The 22,711-nt window shown below is 50.9% G+C and carries 21 protein-coding genes; 10 read left to right on the top strand and 11 right to left on the bottom strand.

Features of this window, described 5'->3' with window-relative positions:
• Positions 1-56 precede the first annotated feature (56 nt).
• The 5 genes from OGV75_RS17255 to fabI form a co-directional block, all read right to left on the bottom strand.
• Positions 57-239 (bottom strand): YciZ family protein, encoded by a 183-nt coding sequence (locus tag OGV75_RS17255; RefSeq protein WP_016153241.1) that lies wholly within the window; start codon positions 237-239, stop codon positions 57-59.
• A 182-nt stretch (positions 240-421) separates the two neighbouring features.
• On the bottom strand, positions 422-2,413 hold the full coding sequence (gene pdeR / locus OGV75_RS17250) for a cyclic di-GMP phosphodiesterase (RefSeq protein WP_047358151.1): 1,992 nt from the start codon (positions 2,411-2,413) through the stop codon (positions 422-424).
• A gap of 265 nt (positions 2,414-2,678) precedes the next feature.
• Positions 2,679-4,613, bottom strand: coding sequence for an exoribonuclease II (locus OGV75_RS17245; protein WP_047358091.1), 1,935 nt, complete (start codon positions 4,611-4,613; stop codon positions 2,679-2,681).
• Positions 4,614-4,702: 89 nt separating this feature from the next.
• Positions 4,703-5,848 carry a carboxymuconolactone decarboxylase family protein gene (locus tag OGV75_RS17240; protein WP_286480954.1) on the bottom strand — a complete coding sequence of 382 codons (1,146 nt, stop codon included), beginning with the start codon at positions 5,846-5,848 and terminating at the stop codon, positions 4,703-4,705.
• A 199-nt stretch (positions 5,849-6,047) separates the two neighbouring features.
• A complete protein-coding gene (gene fabI / locus OGV75_RS17235; RefSeq protein WP_053388558.1) occupies positions 6,048-6,836 on the bottom strand; it encodes an enoyl-ACP reductase FabI in 789 nt (262 codons plus the stop codon).
• A gap of 441 nt (positions 6,837-7,277) precedes the next feature.
• On the opposite strand from fabI, the gene OGV75_RS17230 reads away from it, so the two are divergent.
• Positions 7,278-7,967, top strand: coding sequence for an EAL domain-containing protein (locus OGV75_RS17230; protein ID WP_053388557.1), 690 nt, complete (start codon positions 7,278-7,280; stop codon positions 7,965-7,967).
• Between the two features lie 38 nt (positions 7,968-8,005).
• Here the strand turns inward: OGV75_RS17230 and sapF are convergent, their stop codons facing one another.
• From sapF to sapA, 5 genes are read right to left on the bottom strand one after another with little or no spacing between them, the layout of a single operon-like run.
• On the bottom strand, positions 8,006-8,812 hold the full coding sequence (gene sapF, locus OGV75_RS17225) for a peptide ABC transporter ATP-binding protein SapF (RefSeq protein WP_286480953.1): 807 nt from the start codon (positions 8,810-8,812) through the stop codon (positions 8,006-8,008).
• Between the two features lies 1 nt (position 8,813).
• Positions 8,814-9,806 carry a peptide ABC transporter ATP-binding protein SapD gene (sapD, locus tag OGV75_RS17220; protein ID WP_016153234.1) on the bottom strand — a complete coding sequence of 331 codons (993 nt, stop codon included), beginning with the start codon at positions 9,804-9,806 and terminating at the stop codon, positions 8,814-8,816.
• Entirely contained in the window at positions 9,806-10,696 is an 891-nt protein-coding gene (sapC, locus tag OGV75_RS17215; protein ID WP_053388556.1) for a peptide ABC transporter permease SapC, read from the bottom strand. Before sapC ends, sapD begins: the two co-directional genes overlap by 1 nt.
• The gene (gene sapB, locus OGV75_RS17210) at positions 10,683-11,648 is read right to left on the bottom strand and encodes a peptide ABC transporter permease SapB (protein WP_003020545.1); all 966 of its coding nucleotides are present in this window, start codon (positions 11,646-11,648) and stop codon (positions 10,683-10,685) included. The genes sapC and sapB overlap by 14 nt, the downstream gene beginning before the upstream one ends.
• Positions 11,645-13,288, bottom strand: coding sequence for an ABC transporter substrate-binding protein SapA (gene sapA, locus OGV75_RS17205; protein WP_016153232.1), 1,644 nt, complete (start codon positions 13,286-13,288; stop codon positions 11,645-11,647). Before sapA ends, sapB begins: the two co-directional genes overlap by 4 nt.
• Before the next feature lie 784 nt (positions 13,289-14,072).
• On the opposite strand from sapA, the gene OGV75_RS17200 reads away from it, so the two are divergent.
• On the top strand, positions 14,073-14,981 hold the full coding sequence (locus tag OGV75_RS17200; protein ID WP_016156638.1) for an SDR family oxidoreductase: 909 nt from the start codon (positions 14,073-14,075) through the stop codon (positions 14,979-14,981).
• 105 nt (positions 14,982-15,086) lie between these two features.
• Here the strand turns inward: OGV75_RS17200 and pspF are convergent, their stop codons facing one another.
• On the bottom strand, positions 15,087-16,076 hold the full coding sequence (gene pspF, locus OGV75_RS17195; protein WP_029139556.1) for a phage shock protein operon transcriptional activator: 990 nt from the start codon (positions 16,074-16,076) through the stop codon (positions 15,087-15,089).
• A gap of 155 nt (positions 16,077-16,231) precedes the next feature.
• Between pspF and pspA the strand changes: the two genes are divergently transcribed.
• The 8 genes from pspA (at position 16,232) to OGV75_RS17155 (ending at position 22,694) form a co-directional block, all read left to right on the top strand.
• On the top strand, positions 16,232-16,900 hold the full coding sequence (gene pspA / locus OGV75_RS17190; RefSeq protein WP_016153228.1) for a phage shock protein PspA: 669 nt from the start codon (positions 16,232-16,234) through the stop codon (positions 16,898-16,900).
• A 54-nt stretch (positions 16,901-16,954) separates the two neighbouring features.
• Complete coding sequence (pspB, locus tag OGV75_RS17185) at positions 16,955-17,179, top strand: envelope stress response membrane protein PspB (protein WP_016153227.1); 225 nt, start codon at positions 16,955-16,957, stop codon at positions 17,177-17,179.
• Positions 17,179-17,538 carry an envelope stress response membrane protein PspC gene (pspC, locus tag OGV75_RS17180; protein ID WP_057101433.1) on the top strand — a complete coding sequence of 120 codons (360 nt, stop codon included), beginning with the start codon at positions 17,179-17,181 and terminating at the stop codon, positions 17,536-17,538. The genes pspB and pspC overlap by 1 nt, the downstream gene beginning before the upstream one ends.
• 14 nt (positions 17,539-17,552) lie before the next feature.
• Positions 17,553-17,783, top strand: coding sequence for a phage shock protein PspD (gene pspD / locus OGV75_RS17175; protein WP_047500373.1), 231 nt, complete (start codon positions 17,553-17,555; stop codon positions 17,781-17,783).
• A gap of 164 nt (positions 17,784-17,947) precedes the next feature.
• Positions 17,948-19,654, top strand: coding sequence for a sugar phosphorylase (locus OGV75_RS17170; protein WP_286480952.1), 1,707 nt, complete (start codon positions 17,948-17,950; stop codon positions 19,652-19,654).
• Between the two features lie 16 nt (positions 19,655-19,670).
• The gene (locus OGV75_RS17165; protein WP_286480951.1) at positions 19,671-20,963 is read left to right on the top strand and encodes an ABC transporter substrate-binding protein; all 1,293 of its coding nucleotides are present in this window, start codon (positions 19,671-19,673) and stop codon (positions 20,961-20,963) included.
• Positions 20,964-20,983: 20 nt separating this feature from the next.
• The gene (locus tag OGV75_RS17160) at positions 20,984-21,865 is read left to right on the top strand and encodes a carbohydrate ABC transporter permease (RefSeq protein WP_003840754.1); all 882 of its coding nucleotides are present in this window, start codon (positions 20,984-20,986) and stop codon (positions 21,863-21,865) included.
• Positions 21,852-22,694 carry a carbohydrate ABC transporter permease gene (locus OGV75_RS17155; RefSeq protein WP_003020474.1) on the top strand — a complete coding sequence of 281 codons (843 nt, stop codon included), beginning with the start codon at positions 21,852-21,854 and terminating at the stop codon, positions 22,692-22,694. The genes OGV75_RS17160 and OGV75_RS17155 overlap by 14 nt, the downstream gene beginning before the upstream one ends.
• The last annotated feature ends 17 nt before the right edge of the window (positions 22,695-22,711 follow it).

Raw genomic sequence — 22,711 nt, 5'->3', positions numbered from 1 at the left:
CGGAAACTGCATTATCTGCACTTGCTGATAGCAGCGACATCAAAAGATCACTGTCATCAGATCTCCCATGGCGCCTTCTGCTTTTTCGCCAAAGATTCGGCATCTTCTTTGACCGTGTTTAACAGTTCAGCTTTCAGAATTTCAAGATTGTGGATGGCTGAGTGGTAATCACCTGCAACGAGGATATCCAGCACAGTATCAATACGTTCGGCCAGACGCTGAGCGTCGATATCAGACATGGTCGTCATCCTAATGGCAATAGAGTTTGAATTTCATGATGCAGAATTTCATGGCAAAAGAGAAGGGAAAAATAGTATTAACCTGAACGATTGAAGAATATTATATATTCTGTGATTACATGCGGATAGCGTCGTCATGTAATGTCCATTTATGGCTATTCATCACCTTCATTCCCTCTGCATTAGCGCATTTTTTTACTCAGATGGCGGCGATACCAACGTTCAAATGCGGCGGCTGGCATTGGTTTGGCGAATAAAAACCCCTGACGTTCATTGACGCCATTTTTGGTCAGAAACGCATCCTCTTTCGCGCTTTCCACGCCTTCGGCGATGACCTGCAGGTTGAGCGCCTGTGCTACCGCAACTATGGCCCGTACCAGCGATTGTGAAATGGATTGTTTGTGGATCTCTCTGACAAAGGTCTGATCCAGTTTAATGGCATCTAGCGGGAAGCGGGCCAGTTGAGACAGCGACGAATAACCGGTACCAAAATCATCCAAATGGATTTGCGCTCCTAACTGGCTAAACTGCTGAATGACTGACAACGCCAGTTGCTCATTTTCTATCAAACTGCTTTCCGTTAATTCAACATCGATGGGGCAATACTCAAAGTTGAGCTCGTGAAGTACCTGCTTAAGTGCGGTAAACAGCGTCTGGTCGGCGAGCTGGCGGGCAGAAACGTTTACCGCCACGCGCAGGTTTATTCCCTTGTCGCGCCATTTCGCGACCTGGCGCACAACGTCGAGAATAACCCAACGCCCCAGCGGGACGATGAGCCCCGATTCTTCGGCGTAGGAGATAAACTCCAGCGGTGGAATGAGGCCGCGTTCCGGAGATTGCCAGCGAACCAGCGCCTCCAGGCTGCGCACTTCACCGCGCCAGGTTATCTTTGGCTGATAATGGATAACCAGTTGATCGTTATCCAGTGCCTTACGCAGATTAGTATCCAGCCACAGATATTCAAATACCCGCTGATTCATTTCCGGAGAAAAAACACAAAACTGCCCACGGCCACCTTCTTTCGCGGTGTACATGGCTGTATCCGCGTTACGAATGACGCTCTCGCAGTCCTGGCCATGCTGAGGCGCGAGGGATATACCAATAGAGCATCCGGTATAGACTTCAATCAGACCGATGCGGAAGGGCTGGCGCAGGCGCGTCAGAATGCGTGATGCGGTGGCTTCCAGTGTGCCCTGGGATGTTTCGGTGGCAAGAACAATGAATTCATCGCCGCCAAATCGCGCCAGGATCTGGTTGTCTTCGAGGCAACTGAGGATTGCCAGCGACACGCTTTGTAGTAGCTGATCGCCAAACATATGCCCGTAGGCATCGTTTACCTTTTTGAAGTTATCCAGATCGAGGTACGCAATACCGACCTGCGTATCGCCCGCGTTCTCAATCGCATTACTGATCAGTTCATGAATTGCGTTGCGGTTTGGTAATCCAGTGATGGAGTCGGTATTTGCCAACACCCGCAGTCGTTCCTGCGCGCGGCGTTCTTCAGTGATATCGGTCCCGGAACAGATCAGAAAAATTTCGTTCTTGCCGCTACCGTTATGCACAAATTTATTGCGAAAAAGAAACAGACGCTGGCCTTTGCAGGTCTTGACCCAGCGTTCAACCTCATACGAGTTACCTTCGCGAAAAAAGACCTCAATATTGCGCCGTGAAGCCGCCGCTTCACGACGGCTCATAAATAATGTGAATACACTTTGACCAATGACTTCACGTTCTTTGAGGCCGGTGTACTCTTCGCACAGGCGATTAAACCGCTGAATGTTGCCCATGCGGTCAAGAATGACAATAACGGAATTGGCTTCGGAAACGACTTGTTCGGCAAAAGAGAGGCCGTGGGCCAGATCGCGGGCGACGGAGGGGGTGTCATCCCAGGCGGATGCGCTACCAGCCCATTCGCGCTTATTGATTTTTCGACCGACCAGATGCACGGGAATGTCGTCATCTTCAATGGGCAACGTCATTAACAGACTTGACGTGATCACCGTCATCTCGCGAATGCGATCGGCTTGTTCAGGTAATAATTCGATGGTCTGATCAGCTTCTGACGCTTCGTCGATAGAGAAATGCAGGATGTTGCAATCCTCTGACAAACGCCAGTAGGGGTTATGAGTGCCCACATAGCTATACAACGTAACCAGCTCCCGGACGTCTTTCATCATGTGTACTATCCCGTTTAAAGCGCATAGAGCCTCAAAAGTATGGGTAGCCATGATTCATTCGGGGTGATTATGGCTGAACGTATTGTTTTTTTTATATATTTATGTTTAATCCAGAATCCGTAAAAAGCAAAGCCAGCGGAACTGAAAAAAGTAAAAAAATAAAATTGACCGAATGAAAGAAGTGTAGTGCGGTGGTGGGAATTTGGGCGGGAAAAAGAAACGACCTTTCACAAAATGAGAAAGGTCGCTGGATTGATACGTGTTACGCGGCTGGACGCGCGATAACGCTGCGGGTTTCCATGCGAACTTCGGCGATGGTTACGTCAATCACATCCGTGACTTTGTAAACCACTTCACCTTTAATTTGCACCGTGCCGCTTTCCTGGCTGCATACCAGCTCGTCCCGAACGGCGTGCAGGAATGGGGCAGGAATAAATGCGACTGCGCCATTATCAACTAAACGTACGCGCATACCGCCGCGGCTGACGTCAATTATCTCGGCCGCAAAGCGGGTATCGGTCCCGGCTTTGTCACTCAGGAAACGGGCGTATAACCAGTCGCCCACATCACGCTCAGCCATCCGGTTCAGGCGACGACGTTCCGCCATTTGCACCGTGGTATCATCCCCAGGGCGGGCGATGGTTTCACCTTTGATGACGGCCTTAAGCAGGCGGTGGTTAATCATATCGCCATATTTTCGAATAGGAGAGGTCCAGGTGGCATAAGCCTCCAGACCCAGCCCAAAGTGCGGCCCTGGCTCGATACTGATTTCAGCGTAAGACTGGAAACGGCGAATTCGGCTGTCGAGGAAACCAGAAGGCTGCGCATCCAGCTCGCGGCGCAGTTTGCAGAAACCTTCCAGCGTCAGGACTTCCTCGGCATCAACGTGCATACCATGGGTTTTTAGCAGCGCGGCCAGAGCGTCGGCGTTGGCCGGGTCGAATCCCATATGGACGTTATAAATACCGAAGCCGAGCTTGTCGCGAAGCACGCGGGCGGCGCAAATGTTTGCCGCAATCATGGATTCTTCCACGATTCGGTTTGCGATGCGGCGTGGCTCAGCGACGATGTCCAGGACTTCACCTTTTTCACCAAGAACAAAACGGTAATCCGGGCGATCTTTAAATACCAGAGCATGGTTATGACGCCATTCACCGCGGCTCAGGCAAATACGGTGCAGCAAACGGATTTGTTCAGCAATCGCGTCGTTTGCAGGCTGCCAGTCACCGGCATCTTCCAGCCAGTCGGAGACGTTGTCGTAGACCAGCTTCGCTTTCGACTCAATCGTCGCTGCGAAGAAGGTGATGTTGTCTTCAATCGCGCCATCCGCGGTGATGGTCATACGACAAGCCAGAACCGGACGCACTTCGTTCGCGCGTAAAGAGCACAGATCGTCAGACAGTTCGCGTGGTAGCATCGGGATATTGAACCCCGGCAGATAGTTAGTAAACGCGCGAATTTTTGCCGTTTTATCCAGCTTGCTGCCTTCTGCAATCCAGGCCGTAGGGTCGGCAATGGCGACAGTTAATTGCAGTTTGCCGTCGGCCAGCTCTTCAGCATACAGCGCATCGTCCATATCTTCGGTGCTGGCGCTGTCGATGGTGACAAAGTTGAGGGCGGTTAAGTCCTGACGAACCAGACCTTCATCCAGCATCTCAGTTGCCACACCGTCCGGCGCTTCTTTTTCGAGATTATGGCGTGCCAGCGTGACCCACCACGGGACAAAGTGGTCATCAGCAAAAGTGATAAATTGGGTTAACTCGGCATAGAAGGTGCGATCGCCTTTCAGCGGGTGGCGGCGCATTTCAGCGACGGCCCAGTCACCTTCTTTAAAGTCGTGCTCAACGCCGCGGGCGGCACGGCAAGGGATCGCTTCTTTCAGTAACGGATGATCCGGCACAATGGACAGACGATCATTTTTGCCCTGAACTTTACCCACGAAGCGCGTCAGGAAGGGTTCGATCAGTTCTTCCGGCTCGGCAGATTCACGATCTTTTTCTGTATGGATAACCGCAACAATGCGGTCGCCATGCATCACTTTTTTCATCTGCGGCGGTGGAATGAAATAGCTTTTTTGTGCATCGACTTCCAGGAAGCCAAAGCCTTTTTCCGTGGCTTTTACCACCCCTTCAGCACGTGGCGTCTGGGAATGCAGTTGCTGTTTAAGCTGCGCTAGCAGCGGGTTGTCCTGAAGCATAATTGTCTATTTTCGTGGCTAAAAGAGCGGCTGACAGTTTTACGCGATTCTCTCAGTTGCGGCAAGCGCTCTTTCAGTAAGTGGATCGGTTAATAAGTCTCGCCCAGCGCGATTTTCAAGCGATTCAACCATCCGCACAATCCGCTCCAGACCAGCAGGTTAATCGCTTGTTCAGAAGAGATGCCCTGATCGAACAAAGGGGTTAACAGCGCGGCGCTAAAACGGTCGGGCGCTCGGGTTAGCCATTGTACCGCCTGCAGGGTGACGCGCTCAACCGGATGTCGCTGTTCCCAACGCTGTAATTCACGTTCCTCCTGGCGAAGCAGGGCGATAACGTTGGCTAATTCATTGGCTGTATGTGCCTGTTCATTAAAGCAGGCCACGCTGCCGTTAATCCGTGACGTCATTAGCGCCGCCAGTGAAAATGCCCGCACCGGCACAGCGCTGCGCCGGGTACTGGAAATCAGTGTCGTGAATAAATCTAAAATGACCGGTGAATGAATCAGTAATGGCACCAACGCTTGCAGCTCATCGGGAAAATGTCTGGCCGTCGTCTCGTCCTGAGCAGGATATTTTTCGATTGGGAATGGCGCAGCGTGCCAGGTAGCGTTTGTTGCACTAAATGGCGAAGCGTGAGCGAATTGCTGTATATCCAGCCCCGGTATTCGGCGTACCGGATGTCCAAACCAGGCCTGAAACAGGGCCACGGTCCGGGCCTGAAAACCGACGAAGCCGATGATCTGATTCATCAAAATACTATCGCTGGTAGTCAGCCCGACCGCATCCAGATGCTGGCGATCGCGTGCGCCTATCACGTCAGGAGAGCTGGCAAGTTGGCGAGCATATTGGGTGATTTGCGCCAGCCGATGGTTACTTTCCCGTGACGAGTCAGGACCAGGAAGCGGTGTTAACCGCGCGGCATAGTGATTGCACAATCGCTGGACGCCATACACCTGAGCGACGGTTAGCGCCGTACTCATCCGCTCATAGGCGCTGAATGTGTGCATCTGATTCAGGTTTACGTGAACCGGGAAGAGAACCTGGGCAAGTTTACGGGCAGGGGTTAACCAGGATTGAAAAGGCAAAAGGGCGTCATCAGGTATCACCAGATCCAGTAAAAAGCAGTCGTCGACATGAGCGGCTTCCGGCACCAGCGGCAGAATATCTTGCGGATGCTTGCTGGATTGCGTCTCATGATACCAGTGGCTTTTGCCTTCAATTCGGCGTTGTTCCATGGGCGGTCCTTGGTCTAAAAAGTGGCGACCCGGACACGTCGTCTACTACTACGCCGGATCGTTTGCGCTGCAATATCCTGACGTAAGCAGAAGAGGGGATGAAAGATTGTTCCGTGATAATAAATATCAGAAAAGCATATATGGCGGCGGGCAGAGGAGAGTCATGGGCGGGGCAAGACCGCCCATAGAAGACTTACGATTATTTCAGTTCCAGCTCGTTCATTGCCGCGATACTGAAGCCACCATCGACGTGAACGACTTCACCCGAGATGCCGGCAGCAAGATCGGAGCACAAAAATGCTGCGGAGTTGCCCACATCTTCAATGGTTACAGTGCGGCGAATCGGCGTAACCGCTTCACAATGCGCCAGCATTTTACGGAAATCTTTAATGCCGGAAGCGGCGAGTGTACGGATTGGACCGGCAGAAATAGCGTTCACACGCACGCCTTCAGGACCCATCGCATTAGCCATATAGCGGACGTTCGCTTCCAGTGAGGCTTTTGCCAGGCCCATCACGTTGTAGTTAGGGATGGCGCGCTCTGCGCCCAGATAGGATAGCGTCAGCAGCGCTGAGCCTGGGTTCAGCATGGAACGGCATGCTTTTGCCATCGCCACAAAGCTGTAAGCACTGATGTCATGAGCAATTTTGAAGCCTTCGCGGGTGACTGCATTCACATAGTCGCCATCCAGTTGGTCTGCGGGCGCAAAACCAATGGAGTGCACGAAACCGTCGAATTTCGGCCAGGCTTTGCCCAGTTCGGTAAACAGTGTATCAATGCTGGCGTCTTCCGCCACATCACACTGTAGTACGATGCTGGAACCCAGTTGAGCTGCAAATTCTTCGACGCGGCCTTTTAGTTTGTCATTCTGGTAGGTGAACGCCAGTTCAGCCCCTTCGCGATGCATGGCCTGAGCGATACCCCAGGCGATGGACAGTTTGCTGGCAAGACCCGTTACCAGAATGCGCTTACCGGAAAGAAAACCCATAGCTTTAATCCTTATGGTCATTGCTTATTTTTAGCAATCAATGAGTTATGATCACAATTTGAAGGTGTTTCGAAATGGGGCAGCAATTATATCCCACTCTTTGTGCCTTGTAGAATAGTTATCATCCCTTACTGATAATCACTTTTCATTACACATGAGGGTTATAACACTTTCCCTGGTTAAGTCTCATTCATTCTGCGAAGCGCGGGGGGATGGAGAAAATACAAGGCTTTGAAGGCATCTCAATGGTATTATTAACTGCTAGCTTATGTTTTAAAACATAGCAATGTAGGAACTTTCTTAAAACAAAAAATATGACCGTATTCAGTTCGTTATGATATATTGTTTTTATCGATCGATATTGATACATTGATCGTTATTATTGATTGATTGTGATTAAAAGTGCATTATCAGGAAGTTATGATCAATTGGAGTGGTCTTATGCACTATCATTTCATCGCGGAACCGATGAGAGACACAACTGATACGTTACTGGGTGTTGAGATGAGCGTCCGGTTTGCTTCAGATACGGTTTCGCCGATACATCCAGAGTTCATCATTTCAGCGTGGAATAGCGAACAAAAACGTAATTTCATGCTCGAGCAAATTCGATTAATTGCCGAAAAGCGTAATTGGTTTGAGAGCCACAACCTTTTCTGTACTCTGAACCTCATTGATGAAATGGCGCTGCTGGCAATTGGCGACCCGAGCGTCAAATCGGCGCTACATGCCATGCCTTTTGTCGCCCTGGAACTTTCAGAGCGTTTTCTGACGAATACCGTATGTCTGAATAATCTGCTGATTAATTCACTTTGCGACGGTCCAAACGCATTATGGCTGGGCGATCTGGGCTCCGGCAACATTGGGGCCAGTCCGCTGGTTTGCGGTCGTTTTGATGTTGTAAAGTTGGATCGTGGTTTTTTCCTGGATCAGGCTGAAAAACCGATGTTCCCGGTGCTAATTAAAAACATCCGCGAATATTGCGACCGCATTGCGGTGGAGGGCGTGGAAACCAAACAGCTTATCGACGAAGTAGGCGCGGCTGGTGTTTGGGTGATGCAGGGATCTCTTTTCCCTTCGGTCGCGTTTAGCGAGGTTGATACACTGCTCTTACCAAATGTTTGTCACTGATTGCAAAATTGCCCTCCGGTTGAGGAGGGCTGCATCTGCTAGCGATCTTTACGCCACGCGTCAGCGGTAAGCGCTTCGCCGAAATGACCGGCGATCAGGCGACGGGTCAGCTCATGCAACGGCGAGGCCAGAACATCTGCTGTACTGCCGCGTTCAACCACTTCACCCTGGTGCATGACTAATACCTGATCGCTGATGTGCTTCATCATGCCGATGTGCTGAGTCACATAGATATATGAAATCCCCTGTTTTTCCTGTAATTCCAGCATCAGATTGACGAGCTGCGAACGCATCGACATGTCCAGAGAGGCCAGGGCTTCGTCGGCGATAATGACTTTGGGTCGCAAAATGAGCGCTCGGGCAAGGCCCAGACGCTGTTTTTGTCCCGGAGCCAGCATATGCGGGTAATAACTCACATGGTCAGGCAACAGACCGACCATGCGCATGGTCTCGATGATCTGTTTGCGGCGCTGTTCAGGCTCGAGGTCGGTGTTCAGACGTAGCGGAAAATCGAGGATCTGCGAAATACGTTGCCGTGGGTTAAGCGACGTTGACGGATCCTGGAAAATCATACGGATACGCTGACTACGGAATGAATAATCACCATATTTTAACGGGTGATCGTCAATCAGCAGCTCACCGCTGGTGGGCTCAATCATACCGGCCAGCATCTTCGCCAGCGTAGATTTACCGGAACCATTTTCACCTATGACGGCGAGCGTCTGACGCTCGCGCAGGGTAAAGCTCAGTGGCTTAACGGCCTCAACGGTCTGACGGCGGAATAATCCCGTCCGGTAGCGAAAGGTTTTGCTCAGATTACGAACTTCGAGCAGGGTTTCTACCATCTCACTCTCTCTCCATGTTCAGCGGGAAATGACAGGCGTAGAGATGATTCTTTGCTCCGGTCAGTCTTGGGGTTTCGATACATTCGCGCTGAGCATAAGGGCAGCGCGGCCCCAGACGACAGCCGATAGGTAATTGTTCCAGCAATGGAATGGCTCCTGGCATGGTATTCAGGCGGCTTTTGTGCGGCATTGCGCTACCAAAATCAGGAATGGCGCGAATCAACGCTTGGGTATAAGGATGATGCGGAATAGTCACCAGCTCTTTACTGGGCGCAGTTTCCACCGTTTGCCCACAGTACATCACGTTAATTTTGTCAGCCCACTGGCTGAGCATTTGCAGGTCATGGCTGATCAGCAAAATGGTGGTATTGCTGTTTTGGTTCAGACGGGTCAGCAGGCGGAAAATTTGCGCCTGAGTGGTTGGCTCCATCGCGTTCGTTGGTTCGTCGGCAATCAGTAAACGCGGCTGATTAGCCAAGGCGATTGCGATCATCACCTTCTGGCATTCGCCGTCGGTCAGCTCATACGGGAAGCTGCGCATCGCATCTTTATGATCTTTTATCCCGACGCGGTGCAGGAGTTCAATCGCGCGGCGTTTACGCCAGCCGATACGCTGCCACCAGCGGCCTTTATAAGTCCATGCCGGAATATTTTGCATCAGTTGTCGTCCAATGCGCTCAGACGGATCGAGACACGATTGCGGTTCCTGAAAGATCATGGAAACGTTATGGCCGACCAGCTTGCGTCGTTCACGCGCGGAAAGGCGCAACAGATCGATATCATCAAAGCGCATGCGGTCTGCGGTTACGCGCCAGTTATCTTTAGCGACGCCGCAAATGGCCTTGGCGATCAGGCTCTTGCCGGATCCAGACTCGCCAACCAGTCCGCGGATTTCACCTTCATTGAGGGTCATGCTGACGCGGTCAACCGCCTTCACCCAGTCGTCGCCGGTTCTGAATTCAATGGTCAGGTTGCGGATATCCAGTAATGGCATTATTCCACCCCCGCAATAATTGCCCGGCGCACGCCATCACCCAGCAGGTTAACCAGCAGCACGCTTATCATAATCGCCGCACCTGGCAGCATAACCGTCCAGGGTGCGACATAAATCAGCTCCAGCGCGTCGCCAAGCATGGCTCCCCATTCTGGTGACGGCAACTGTGCGCCAAGGTCGAGAAAACCCAGCGCAGCGATGTCCAGAATCGCCATCGACAGCGCACGGGTGATTTCAGTGATAAGTCCGGCGGTAATATTGGGCAGAACGGCAAACCACAGGATATTGAGCGTGGTTGCACCGTCCAGGCGAGCGGCGATAACGTACTCTTTTTCCAGCTCGTCATGCACCATGCTGTAGACGGAGCGTACCATGCGCGGCAGCAGCGCCAGCCAGACGGCAAACATCGCGTGTGTCAGATGCGGTCCGGCAAAGGCCACCACAATAATCGCCAGCAGCAGCGAAGGGATCGAGAGCAGGGTGTCCAGAATGTGGTTCAGCACCGCGGAGCGCAAACCGTGCGTTGCGCCGGCAACCACGCCCAGTAACAGGCCACATAGTGTGGCGGCGAGGGTGACGACAAACGCGCCGCCAACGGTCGGGGCCGCGCCGCTGAGCAGGCGACTTAGCACGTCACGCCCGAGATCGTCAGTTCCGAGGAAAAATGAGACTTCGCCATAGCGCGACCATGACGGCGGTAAAAGCTGATAGCCGAGAAATTGCTGGTCGATGCCATAAGGGGCAAACCAACCGCCAAAAATACACAGAATCGCCAATCCTGCGCAGCCATACAGGCCGATCATTGCAGTCGCATCGCCGTAAAAATTGTGCCATGCGGTGCGCAGCGTACCCGGCGGGCGCTTTTCGCTGTAGACGCTATCGTAAGGCATACCATTCCTTATGTTTCAGAGGGTTAGCCATAGCACCCAAAATATCAGAGATGACGTTAACGATGATAACCAGTGAGCCAATCACCATGACGCCCGCCGAAATTGCCGCGTAATCCTGCTGGCGAATTGCGTTAATCAGCCAACGGCCAAGACCTGGCCAGCTAAAGACCATCTCGGTGATCATCGCCAGCGTCAGCATGGTGGAAAACTGTAAGCCCAGACGCGGGATCACCGGCGGAAGGGCGTTGTGCAGAACGTGACGGCGCAGAATGGTTAAGCGTGACAGACCGCGCGTGGCGGCCGCCTTAACGTAGTTTTGATCAAAGACCTCAATGGTGCTGATTCGCATCAGGCGAATAACTTCCGTGGTAGGGGCGACGGAAAGCGTCAACACCGGAAGCACCATGTGACGGATTGCGCTGACCAGCATTTCATCGCGCCAGGGCGAGTCGGAGATCCACGCATCAATAATGGCAAATCCGGTAACGGGCTTCACTTCATAGAGAAGATCAAAGCGTCCCGAAACGGGAAGCCAGCCGAGAGTCAGTGAGAAGAGCAACGTGAGCAACAGCGCCAGCCAAAAAACCGGAATGGAAAAGCCCATCAACGCTAAGGCGCTGATGCAGCGGTCCTGCCATTTGTTCCGCGTGATCCCTGCCAGCATACCAACGGGGATCCCAACCATCAGCGCAAAACCAAAGGCAAGAATGCACAGTTCCATCGTCGCCGGGAACACCTCCTTCAACTGTTCTGAAATCAACTGGCCGTTAATACTGGATACACCAAAATCCCAGTGAATGAGGCCATTGAACCAGAATACCCAGGCGTTCCACAGCGATGCACCCTGTAACGGCGCATGAGGCGTGAAGTAGCTCAGGCTGAAACCAATAAAGGTCAGAAAGAAAAGGGTGACCAGCAGCAATAAAAAACGACGCAGGGTGAAGATAATCATGGCTTTTTCACCTCATCTTTCTTTTCCCTGGAAACCCCGGCAAAAGATGCATTGCCGAACGGACTCAGCACCAGTCCTTTGATATCGTAACGATAAGCCTGCAGACGCAGTGAAGAGGCCAACGGCAGGATCGGTAACTCTTTCGCGAGAATATTTTGCGCTTCGTCATAGGCATCAATTCGCGATGAGAGTTGCTGCGAAGAGAGGGCTTTGCGCAGAACACTGTCAAATTCCGGATTACACCAGTGGGCGAAGTTAGTCTGCGAGTTGATGGCGGCGCAGCTTAGCAACGGTCGGAAAAAACTGTCAGGATCGTTACTGTCCGTCGCCCAACCGGATAACGTTAGATCATGGTTCATATCCATTAATCGCGCCTCCTGAAAACGACCTTCTACCGGAATGATTTTAACTTTCACACCCACCTGAGCCATGTCAGCCTGAATCAGCTCGGCGGTTTTCAGTGGACTGGGGTTCCAGGCCTGAGAACTGGTGGGTACCCAAAGCTGTAATGTCAGGTTCTCCAGCCCCAGTGCTTTTAACTGCTCGCGCGATTTTGCCGGATTGTACTCTGTAATTTTAGCTTCGTTGTCATAAGCCCACGAGGCGCGAGGCAAAATAGATGCTGCGGTTTCCGCCGTCCCGTAGTAGATGGACTGCATCAGCCGTTGGTTATTGATGGCCAGCGCCAGCGCATGCCGCACGGCGGGATTATCCATCGGTGGTTTATTGGTGTTGAATGCCAGATAGGCGATGTTCATCCCCGGGCGCAGGGTCAGACGCAGGCGCGGGTCATCACGCAAAATGCTGAGCTGACTGGCGGCAGGCCAGGCCAGAACATCACACTCACCGGTCAGGAGTTTCGATAGACGTCCGGTGCCGCCAGAGCCGAGGTCCACAACCACCTGCGGCATCAGAGGAGTACCACGCCAGAATTTTTCATGGCGCTGCAGTCGAACATATTGCCCTGCGCGATTCTCCGAAAGCTGGTACGGTCCGGTGCCGACGGGTTGTCTGTCGAGCAGCTCTTGACGATCCTGTTTTGCCAATTTAGCCGCATATTCTGCTGACATCACGGAGGCATAATGCGTGGCGAGGTGCCACATGAAGGAGGCGTCGGGCTGAGTTAAGCGGAACTCAACGGTGTTGTTGTCCAGCTTGCGTACGCTTTGGACGTTATCGGCGAACTGTAGGCTGTCGAAGTAGGGGAAACTGCTACCGTTTACATTGTGCCACGGATGCTGGCGATCAAAGATGCGCTCGAAGGTAAACACCACGTCGTCTGCATTCAGTTTGCGGGTGGGGGTGAACCAGGCCGTCTTCTGAAACTGGACGTCACGACGCAGATGGAAGCGGTAGGTTGCGCCGTTATCCAGCACCTCCCAGCTTTCAGCCAACTCAGGCACCAGTCGATAGGTGTACGGATCGACATCGAGCAGTCGGTCATACAGCTGGGCTGCCAGGGTGTCGACGATAAGACCGCTGCTCGCTTTTTGCGGGTTGAACGTATTGACCTGCCCGCTAACGCAATAGACAAAGCCGCTGTCACGAATATCAGCATGCGAAGCCTGTTCAGGCGCGGCAGCAGCCTGACCACTCAGAAATCCAGCCATCACGATCAGAGATGATAAAACCAGGCGCATAATTTTAAAGGATTATAAATAAAGAGGCTATCTTACTAATATTTAATGACATTTGCCATTACCGTTTGTGTTTGGGGGCCGTAGAGGTGATAACCGCGAATTCAACATCGCGACAGGGTCACCCTTCATACCCGCTATCCACTTTGAATTTACTCTGTTAACTATCTTAGCATTTTCATGACCCATCTGACTCGTTAAAACGCGGGATTCGCTGGCTGACAGAACAATGTGAGGGGGACGTGGGGGAAAGTGACCATGACCGCCAGGAGAGAGCATCAGCAATATCGCGGGGAAAGTGAAATATAAAAATAATCTCATAATGGTGCTATGGATAATTTCATTCGTTCTCCATTTCGATAGGGTTGAGATGTTAAGTTTGGTTGCTATTTATTCATGCTGAGCGTTAGATAATTCTTAAATGATAAAGAGTAATGAATCATAACGTTGGTAAAATATAAGCGAGGCGACGTAGGTAGATGAACACAGGAAAAACAGTTGCATAGGGATTTATTAACGTCTCGCTTCTGAGTGGTATCTCGTTACTCAATGAAATTGTCTGGCCTGTTAAGGTTTTTTATGTATCTAATTGATATATATGGATATAAAAGTCATGAGTTAAGCAGGGTTTAATCTCATGAAATACTCGAAAGCGCGATGCGGTGATTAGTTTATCGGTAGAGGTGATATTACGCGAAATATTAAACTGCGGTGAATTATAAAGGTCATATCACTCATTTTGGTCTACGCTTAATAATCTTTGTGATAAAAAATGAGAGGTATTTAAATGGCTGACTTAAACAATGAAAAAAAGACCATCAATAAAACTCATTCTGCGCGTTTTCCGGCACCGCCTTTTCCACAGCAGAAGCAACCCTTCCCAGGGCTGGCCGGAAAAATGCAACCGCGTCCCGATCATGGAGAGGAGAGCTATCAGGGAAGCGGTCGATTGAATGGGCGCAAGGTATTAATTACCGGGGGGGATTCAGGGATTGGCCGTGCTGTTGCCATCGCTTATGCCCGTGAAGGCGCTGATGTTGCGATCAACTATTTACCTGATGAAGAAGACGATGCGCGTGAAGTGGTCGACTTGATAAAAAAAGCAGGCAGAAATGTCGTGGCTATCCCCGGAGATATTCGAGATGAAACTTTTTGCGGCCAACTGGTTAAACAGGCGGTAAAAGGGCTGGGTGGGTTGGATATCCTCGTCAATAATGCGGGTCGTCAGCAATTTTGCGAGTCTATTGAGGCGCTCACCACAGAAGATTTCGATGCCACATTCAAGACTAATGTCTACGCTATGTTTTGGATCACCAAAGCGGCTATCCCCCATCTTTCACGAGACAGCGTGATAATTAATACCTCCTCGGTACAGGCTTATGAGCCTAGTGAAATCCTGCTTGACTATGCTCAGACCAAAGCGGCGATCGTGGCATTTACTAAATCGCTGGCGAAACAGCTGGCACCGAAAGGGATACGGGTTAATGCCGTAGCGCCAGGCCCATACTGGACTGTACTGCAATGCTGTGGCGGTCAGCCACAGGAAAAAGTGGAGAAGTTTGGGGCAAATGCACCGCTGGGTCGTCCGGGTCAACCAGTGGAAATTGCGCCGCTTTATGTCACTTTGGCCGCTGAAGAGAACAGTTATACATCCGGCCAGGTTTGGTGCTCTGATGGGGGGACAGGGACCCTCTGACGTTTATGCTCCGTGAGTCGAAAAGTCAGAGGGGAAAGTGACTTTAATGGACGAGTGCTGACAATAAAGCGTCAAACCCTCCAATATAACGTTGGCAGAGGCGCGCTAAATCTGGTGTTTCTTAAGCAACGCGCGTAGCTGATGGTAAGTCAGACCCAGTAATTCAGCGGCTTTTTTCTGATTAAATTTTGCCTGCTGCAAACTGGTTTGTAGAAAGTCTTTCTCTTGTTGCTGCTGGAATTCACGCAGATCCAGCGGTAATGCTACAGATGTCTGCTTTGGTGGTGCTGCCTGTGGCTGCGCAACGTGGCGGCGGAAGGGGTCAATGATGATCTCATCCAGCGGGTAATCGCTGGTACCGTGCCGGTAAACGGAGCGCTCCACGACGTTTTTCAGTTCACGAATATTACCCGGCCAACGGTAATGGAGGAGGGTTTCTCTGGCCTCGGCGCTAAATCCCGGAAAAAGCGGTAACCCGATCTCGCGGCACATCTGAATGGCAAAGTGTTCGGCCATTAACATGATGTCGCTTTGACGCTCGCGTAGTGGGGGAAGTTGCACCACGTCAAAGGCCAGACGATCCAGCAGGTCCGCGCGGAAAGTGCCTTCGCTGACCATACGTGGCAGGTCGGCATTGGTCGCGCAGACCAGTCGCACGTTAACCTGCAAGGGCTGGCTGCCGCCGACGCGTTCCAGCTCGCCATACTCAATTACGCGCAGCAGTTTTTCCTGTACCAACATTGGCGCGGTCGCCAGTTCATCAAGAAACAGCGTGCCGCCGTCGGCGCGTTCGAAACGTCCTGGATGGCGTTTTTGTGCACCGGTAAACGCACCGGCTTCGTGACCAAACAGTTCGGAATCAAGTAAGTTCTCGTTGAGGGCCGCGCAGTTAAGCGAAATAAATGGGCCCTGCCAACGGCTGGAGAGGTAGTGCAGACGGTTGGCAATAAGCTCTTTCCCCGTACCTCGCTCACCGATAACCAGTACAGGTTTATCCAGCGGCGCCAGATGAGAAACCTGTTCCAGCACTTCAATAAAGCTATTCGCTTCGCCCAGAATATTGTCTTTGTATCCTGCCATGATGAAATTCACCACTTGTTAGTGTTATTCACCAATTTACCCTAATTCTCCCGTCAGGTAAAATTGGATATTTACATTAAAATCAATTAGTTAAAAAGTTGGCACGCCAAGTGCATTACGAAAACAGCAGGGCATAGCCCGATATCAGAACAGTAAGTGAGGATTACATTATGGGTATTTTTTCTCGTTTTGCCGACATCGTGAACGCCAACATTAATGCGTTGCTGGAAAAGGCTGAAGATCCGCAGAAACTGGTGCGGTTAATGATCCAGGAAATGGAAGACACGTTGGTTGAGGTACGCTCAAACTCCGCACGCGCTCTGGCAGAAAAGAAACAATTATCTCGCCGTATCGAACTGGCCAGCGCACAACAGGCAGAGTGGCAAGAAAAAGCCGAGCTGGCGCTGCGTAAAGAGAAAGAAGATTTGGCGCGTTCTGCCTTAATCGAAAAACAGAAACTGACTGATCTGATTGCTTCTCTGGAGCATGAGGTGACGCTGGTTGACGATACGCTGGCGCGAATGAAAAAAGAGATCGGTGAGCTGGAAAATAAACTCAGTGAAACCCGTGCTCGTCAGCAGGCATTGATGCTGCGCCATCAGGCTGCGAGCTCTTCGCGTGATGTTCGTCGTCAACTGGACAGCGGTAAGCTGGATGAAGCGATGGCACGCTTTGAATCTTTCGAGCGTCGTATCGATCAGATGGAAGCTGAGGCTGAAAGCCATAACTTCGGTAAACAGCAGTCTCTGGATCAGCAATTTGCTGACCTGAAAGCAGATGATGAAATCAGCGAGCAACTGGCGCAACTTAAAGCCAAAATGCAGCAAGATAAGCAATAATAACATCTGGCGGCGCCCGAACGCGCCGCCGCTCATCACCTGTAAGGAGTACTCATGAGCGCGCTATTTCTGGCTATCCCATTAACCATCTTTGTGTTGTTCGTTTTACCGATTTGGCTCTGGCTGCATTACAGCAACCGTTCCAGTCGTGGCGAACTGGCGCAAAGTGAACAGCAACGTCTGGTAGAACTCAACGATGACGCACAGCGGATGCGCGAGCGCATTCAGGCGCTGGAAGACATCCTTGATGCTGAACATCCAAACTGGAGGGACCGCTAATGGGAGGCGTTAATCTGAACAAAAAACTGTGGCGTATTCCGCAGCAGGGCATGGTGAAGGGAGTTTGCGCAGGTATAGCGCATTATCTCGATGTGCCTGTGAAGCTGGTGCGGATCCTGGTGGTGTTGTCCGTCTTTTTTGGCCTGGCCTTTTTCACCTTCGTCGCTTACATCGTGCTGACGTTTGTGTTGGACCCGATGCCGGACAATGTGGTTTCCGGTGAGCAGCAGCCATCAAGCGGCGAGCTGTTAGATACCGTCGATCGCGAGCTGGCGGCAAGTGAAAAGCGTTTGCGTGAAATGGAGCGTTATGTCACCTCTGATACCTTTTCATTGCGCAGCCGTTTCCGCCAATTGTGAGGATAGAAATAGAAATGAACAATCGCTGGCAACGTGCCGGGCAAAGGGTTAAGCCGGGCTTTAAAATAGCAGGTAAGCTGGTGCTTTTAACTGCGCTTCGTTACGGCCCGGCGGGGGTAGCAGGGTGGGCGGTGAAGTCCGTCGCCCGACGCCCGCTTAAAATGCTGCTGGCGTTGGTCCTGGAGCCGGTTTTGAGTCGGGCAGCGGCAAAATTATCGAAACGCTATTCAGGTAATCAACGCTGATATCCGATTCAGCAAAAGCAAGCAACAATTAATCAACATTCCCACTGTTAATTTGCGGCAGCTCACAAATACGATTTTTTGGCTGCCAAAATTCTTTTATTATCCCCCTCCTGGCCACCTCAGCCGATTGACAGCTTATTTCCCGCAGAGTAGTCTCTTGATTCATGGGACCGCTACCACGAGAATTGAAGGTGAACCAAAAAATCCAAAAATGCCTGGCAGAAGTTTATGGTGATACGTTTACTTCATGCCACTATGAAGCGCTGATTGCACGTTTAGAGAAATCACAGGGATTAATTAAAAAAATCCGTAAAGCGCATTGGGACGAGGGCGATGTGGTTCTTATTACCTACGCCGATCAATTCCACGGGGCAGGCAAAAAACCACTGCCGATGTTTAATCAGTTTTATAATGAATGGCTTAAGTCGACATTTTCTCATGTGCATCTTTTGCCGTTTTATCCGTGGTCATCGGATGATGGTTTTTCCGTAATTAATTACCATCAGGTTGCCGAAGAAACCGGTGACTGGAATGATATTAAGCAATTGGGTAAATCCAGTCGACTGATGTTTGATTTTGTTTGTAACCATATGTCAGCGAAAAGCGAATGGTTTAATAACTATTTGCAACAGCTTGACGGTTATGAAGATTTCTTTATTGCGATGGATCCTGATACGGACCTGAGCAACGTAACGCGTCCACGCGCATTACCGTTACTGACGCCTTTTACGCTGAAAGATAACACCGTACGCTATTTATGGACGACGTTCAGCGACGACCAGATCGATCTCAACTATGCCAACCCGATAGTGTTACTGGCGATGGTCGATGTGCTATTGAGTTATCTTGAGCAGGGCGCTGATTATGTCCGCCTGGATGCGGTTGGCTTTATGTGGAAAGAGCCAGGAACGACCTGTATTCACCTGGAAAAAACGCATCAGCTTATCAAACTATTTCGCGCTATTGCTGACTGTGCGGCGCCTGGTACGGCGATTATTACTGAAACAAACGTTCCGCATAAGGATAATGTGTCCTACTACGGAAATGGCCGTGATGAAGCGCATATGGTGTACCAGTTCTCGTTACCGCCGCTGGTGCTGCATGCGGTACAACGCCAGGATACCTCAACCTTGTGCCAGTGGGCGCAATCACTGGAACTGCCGTCCAGTGAGACCACCTGGTTTAATTTCCTCGCATCGCATGACGGCATTGGTCTCAACCCATTACGTGGTTTGTTACCTGAAGACGAGATCGTGCGCCTGGTGACGGAATTACAACAGGAAGGCGCGCTGGTTAACTGGAAAAATAACCCTGATGGTAGTCGCAGTCCGTATGAAATTAACGTCACATATATGGACGCACTGACGCCAGGCAGTTGTAGTGATGCCGAACGTTTTTCCCGCTTTATTCTCGCACATGCCATTTTGCTGAGTTTTCCGGGTGTACCTGCGGTTTACATTCAAAGCATTCTTGGGTCACGCAATGATTATAAAGGTGTCGAGGCGCTAGGTTATAACCGTGCGATCAACCGCAAAAAATATCAAATAAGCCAAATCGAAACGGAGCTGGCAGATGAAACCAGTTTGCGCCACGCTATTTATCATGAATTATCCCGATTAATTGTAATACGTCGTAGTAATAAAGCATTTCACCCTGATAGTGATTTTCAGATTAGCAGTGTTACACCGGCTGTAATGCAAATTAAACGTACGGCGGAAACAGGCGAAAAAATTACCGGATTATTTAATGTCAGCGGTCATACGCAAACCATTAGTATTGATGTTGAAAATGGATTTGATTTGATTAGCGGTAAAACTATTTCAGGTAAAGAATTAACGTTGAACGCCTGGCAGGTCATGTGGGTTAAGTAATAAAAAGGAACATTTCATGCTTAAAACTAAAATTGTGCTGATTTCAGCACTGGTTTCCTGCGCCCTGGTTTCCGGGTGTAAGGATGATAAAACGTCCTCTGTTGCGATTGAATTTATGCACTCTTCTGTTGAACAGGAGCGGCAGGCGGTTATTGCAAAACTGATTGAGCGTTTTGAAAAAGAGAACCCGGGGATCAGTGTCAAACAGGTTCCTGTAGAAGAAGATGCGTACAACACCAAGGTCATCACCCTGGCGCGGAGCGGTTCACTGCCTGAAGTCATTGAAACCAGCCATGACTACGCGAAAGTTATGGATAAAGAATCACTTATCGATCGTAAAGCCGTTACGCAGGTCATCAACGCTGTAGGTGAAGGTACTTTTTATGATGGCGTGCTGCGTATTGTGCGCACTGAAGACGGTACCGCCTGGACCGGGGTTCCGGTTAGCGCCTGGATTGGCGGGATCTGGTATCGCAAAGATGTGCTGGCAAAAGCTGGGCTGGAAGAGCCAAAAGACTGGCAACAACTGCTGAGCGTGGCGCAGAAGCTAAACAATCCGGGTAGTAAGAAATATGGTATTGCGCTGCCCACGGCGGAAAGCGTTTTGACCGAACAGTCATTTTCCCAGTTCGCGCTCTCAAACCAGGCCAACGTTTTTGATGCGCAAGGAAAGATAACGCTCAACACACCTGAAATGGCACAGGCGCTGCAGTATTACCGCCAATTGGCAATGAACACCATGCCGGGCTCAAACGACATCATGGAAGTCAAAGACGCGTTCATGAACGGCACGGCGCCGATGGCGATTTATTCCACCTATATCCTCCCGGCGGTGATTAAAGAGGGCGATCCTAAAAATGTGGGCTTTATGGTGCCGACGGAAAAAAACTCTGCTGTTTACGGCATGCTGACGTCGTTAACCATTACCGCGGGTCAAAAGTCTGAAGAGACAGAAGCGGCAGAGAAATTTGTCACCTTTATGGAGCAGGCCGACAACATCGCGGACTGGGTCATGATGTCGCCAGGGGCGGCGCTGCCGGTCAACAAAGCAGTGGTGAATACCCCGACGTGGAAAGATAACACTGTCATCAAAGCGCTGGGTGAATTACCCGATCAGCTGATTGCCGAACTGCCGAATATCCAGGTGTTTGGTGCCGTCGGCGATAAGAACTTCACCCGCATGGGCGACGTCACAGGCTCCGGTGTTGTGAGCTCAATGGTGCACAACGTGACGGTAGGCAAAGCCGACCTCGTCACCACGATTGAAGCGAGCCAGAAAAAACTGGATGACCTCGTTGAACAGCGCTAATGGGGAAATGGAAAGCCGTGATGAATAAGTTCTTTTCAGGTCGATCTGATATGCCATTCGCCATGCTGCTGCTGGCGCCCAGCTTGCTGTTGCTGGGCGGTTTAGTGGCGTGGCCGATGATATCAAACATCGAAATCAGCTTTATGCGACTGCCGCTGAATCCGCAAATTGAGTCTACGTTTGTCGGGCTGAGCAACTATATCCGTATCTTATCCGATCCCGGATTCTGGCATTCGCTGTGGATGACGGTCTGGTATACCGCGCTGGTTGTGGCAGGAAGCACGGTACTGGGGCTGGGCGTAGCGATGTTTTTTAACCGTGAGTTTCGTCTGCGGAAAACGGCGCGCTCACTGGTCATCCTCTCTTACGTGACGCCATCAATTTCGCTGGTGTTTGCCTGGAAATACATGTTCAACAACGGCTACGGCATTGTGAACTACCTCGGTGTGGATCTGTTGCATCTCTACGATCAGGCACCGCTGTGGTTCGACAATCCCGGCAGCAGCTTCGCGCTGGTCGTGCTGTTCGCCATCTGGCGCTACTTCCCGTATGCCTTTATCTCGTTTCTGGCGATTTTACAGACGATTGATAAATCGTTGTATGAGGCGGCAGAAATGGACGGCGCGAATGCCTGGCAACGGTTTCGTATCGTCACGCTGCCAGCGATTATGCCGGTGCTGGCAACCGTGGTCACGCTGCGCACGATCTGGATGTTTTACATGTTCGCCGATGTTTATCTGCTGACCACTAAAGTCGATATTCTCGGGGTCTATCTCTATAAAACAGCATTTGCATTTAACGACTTAGGCAAAGCGGCCGCTATTTCTGTCGTCCTCTTCGTCATTATTTTCGCTGTTATCCTGCTGACCAGAAAACGGGTGAACCTCAATGGCAACAAATAAGCGCACACTTGGCCGCATCGGCTTTTACTGTGGATTAATTGTCTTCCTGGGCATCACGCTATTCCCATTTTTTGTGATGCTGATGACCTCATTTAAAAGCGCCAAAGAGGCGATCTCGCTGCATCCGACGTTGTTACCGCAGCAATGGACGCTGGAACATTACATCGACATCTTCAACCCGATGATTTTCCCGTTTGTTGACTACTTCCGTAATAGCCTGGTGGTATCGGTCACTTCTTCGGTGGTGGCGGTATTTCTCGGCGTACTCGGAGCGTATGCGCTTTCCCGCCTGCGTTTTAAGGGGCGAATGACCATCAATGCCAGCTTTTACACGGTGTACATGTTTTCGGGGATTCTGCTGGTGGTGCCGCTATTCAAAATCATTACGGCACTTGGCATCTATGACACCGAAATGGCGTTGATTATCACCATGGTCACCCAGACGCTGCCGACCGCGGTGTTCATGCTGAAAAGCTACTTCGACACCATTCCGGATGAGATAGAAGAAGCCGCGATGATGGATGGATTGAACCGTCTGCAGATCATCTTTCGCATTACCGTGCCGTTGGCGATGTCCGGTCTGGTTTCGGTCTTTGTGTACTGCTTTATGGTGGCGTGGAATGACTATCTGTTTGCCTCGATTTTCCTCTCCAGCGCCAGCAATTTTACCTTACCGGTCGGTCTGAACGCGCTGTTCAGTACGCCTGACTATATCTGGGGACGCATGATGGCGGCATCGTTAGTCACCGCATTGCCGGTCGTCATTATGTATGCGCTTTCCGAACGTTTTATTAAAAGTGGTTTGACCGCAGGCGGCGTGAAAGGCTAAGCGGCCAGTTTAATTAA

Source organism: Citrobacter sp. Cb028 (genome assembly GCF_030336705.1).
In the GTDB taxonomy this organism is placed as follows: domain Bacteria; phylum Pseudomonadota; class Gammaproteobacteria; order Enterobacterales; family Enterobacteriaceae; genus Citrobacter; species Citrobacter braakii.
This window is presented reverse-complemented; position numbering and strand designations above follow the sequence as displayed.

What these genes read in the sequence shown, in the direction of transcription:
- OGV75_RS17230 (WP_053388557.1), top strand. Translation starts at nt 7,278, where the DNA reads ATGCACTATCATTTCATCGCGGAACCGATGAGAGACACAACTGATACG.
- OGV75_RS17170 (WP_286480952.1), top strand. Translation starts at nt 17,948, where the DNA reads ATGGGACCGCTACCACGAGAATTGAAGGTGAACCAAAAAATCCAAAAA.
- OGV75_RS17155 (WP_003020474.1), top strand. Translation starts at nt 21,852, where the DNA reads ATGGCAACAAATAAGCGCACACTTGGCCGCATCGGCTTTTACTGTGGA.
- pspD (WP_047500373.1), top strand. Translation starts at nt 17,553, where the DNA reads ATGAACAATCGCTGGCAACGTGCCGGGCAAAGGGTTAAGCCGGGCTTT.
- OGV75_RS17200 (WP_016156638.1), top strand. Translation starts at nt 14,073, where the DNA reads ATGGCTGACTTAAACAATGAAAAAAAGACCATCAATAAAACTCATTCT.
- sapB (WP_003020545.1), bottom strand. Translation starts at nt 11,648, where the DNA reads ATGATTATCTTCACCCTGCGTCGTTTTTTATTGCTGCTGGTCACCCTT.
- pspB (WP_016153227.1), top strand. Translation starts at nt 16,955, where the DNA reads ATGAGCGCGCTATTTCTGGCTATCCCATTAACCATCTTTGTGTTGTTC.
- OGV75_RS17165 (WP_286480951.1), top strand. Translation starts at nt 19,671, where the DNA reads ATGCTTAAAACTAAAATTGTGCTGATTTCAGCACTGGTTTCCTGCGCC.
- fabI (WP_053388558.1), bottom strand. Translation starts at nt 6,836, where the DNA reads ATGGGTTTTCTTTCCGGTAAGCGCATTCTGGTAACGGGTCTTGCCAGC.
- OGV75_RS17245 (WP_047358091.1), bottom strand. Translation starts at nt 4,613, where the DNA reads ATGCTTCAGGACAACCCGCTGCTAGCGCAGCTTAAACAGCAACTGCAT.
- pspC (WP_057101433.1), top strand. Translation starts at nt 17,179, where the DNA reads ATGGGAGGCGTTAATCTGAACAAAAAACTGTGGCGTATTCCGCAGCAG.
- pspA (WP_016153228.1), top strand. Translation starts at nt 16,232, where the DNA reads ATGGGTATTTTTTCTCGTTTTGCCGACATCGTGAACGCCAACATTAAT.
- OGV75_RS17160 (WP_003840754.1), top strand. Translation starts at nt 20,984, where the DNA reads ATGAATAAGTTCTTTTCAGGTCGATCTGATATGCCATTCGCCATGCTG.
- OGV75_RS17255 (WP_016153241.1), bottom strand. Translation starts at nt 239, where the DNA reads ATGTCTGATATCGACGCTCAGCGTCTGGCCGAACGTATTGATACTGTG.
- sapA (WP_016153232.1), bottom strand. Translation starts at nt 13,288, where the DNA reads ATGCGCCTGGTTTTATCATCTCTGATCGTGATGGCTGGATTTCTGAGT.
- OGV75_RS17240 (WP_286480954.1), bottom strand. Translation starts at nt 5,848, where the DNA reads ATGGAACAACGCCGAATTGAAGGCAAAAGCCACTGGTATCATGAGACG.
- sapF (WP_286480953.1), bottom strand. Translation starts at nt 8,812, where the DNA reads ATGGTAGAAACCCTGCTCGAAGTTCGTAATCTGAGCAAAACCTTTCGC.
- sapD (WP_016153234.1), bottom strand. Translation starts at nt 9,806, where the DNA reads ATGCCATTACTGGATATCCGCAACCTGACCATTGAATTCAGAACCGGC.
- pdeR (WP_047358151.1), bottom strand. Translation starts at nt 2,413, where the DNA reads ATGAAAGACGTCCGGGAGCTGGTTACGTTGTATAGCTATGTGGGCACT.
- sapC (WP_053388556.1), bottom strand. Translation starts at nt 10,696, where the DNA reads ATGCCTTACGATAGCGTCTACAGCGAAAAGCGCCCGCCGGGTACGCTG.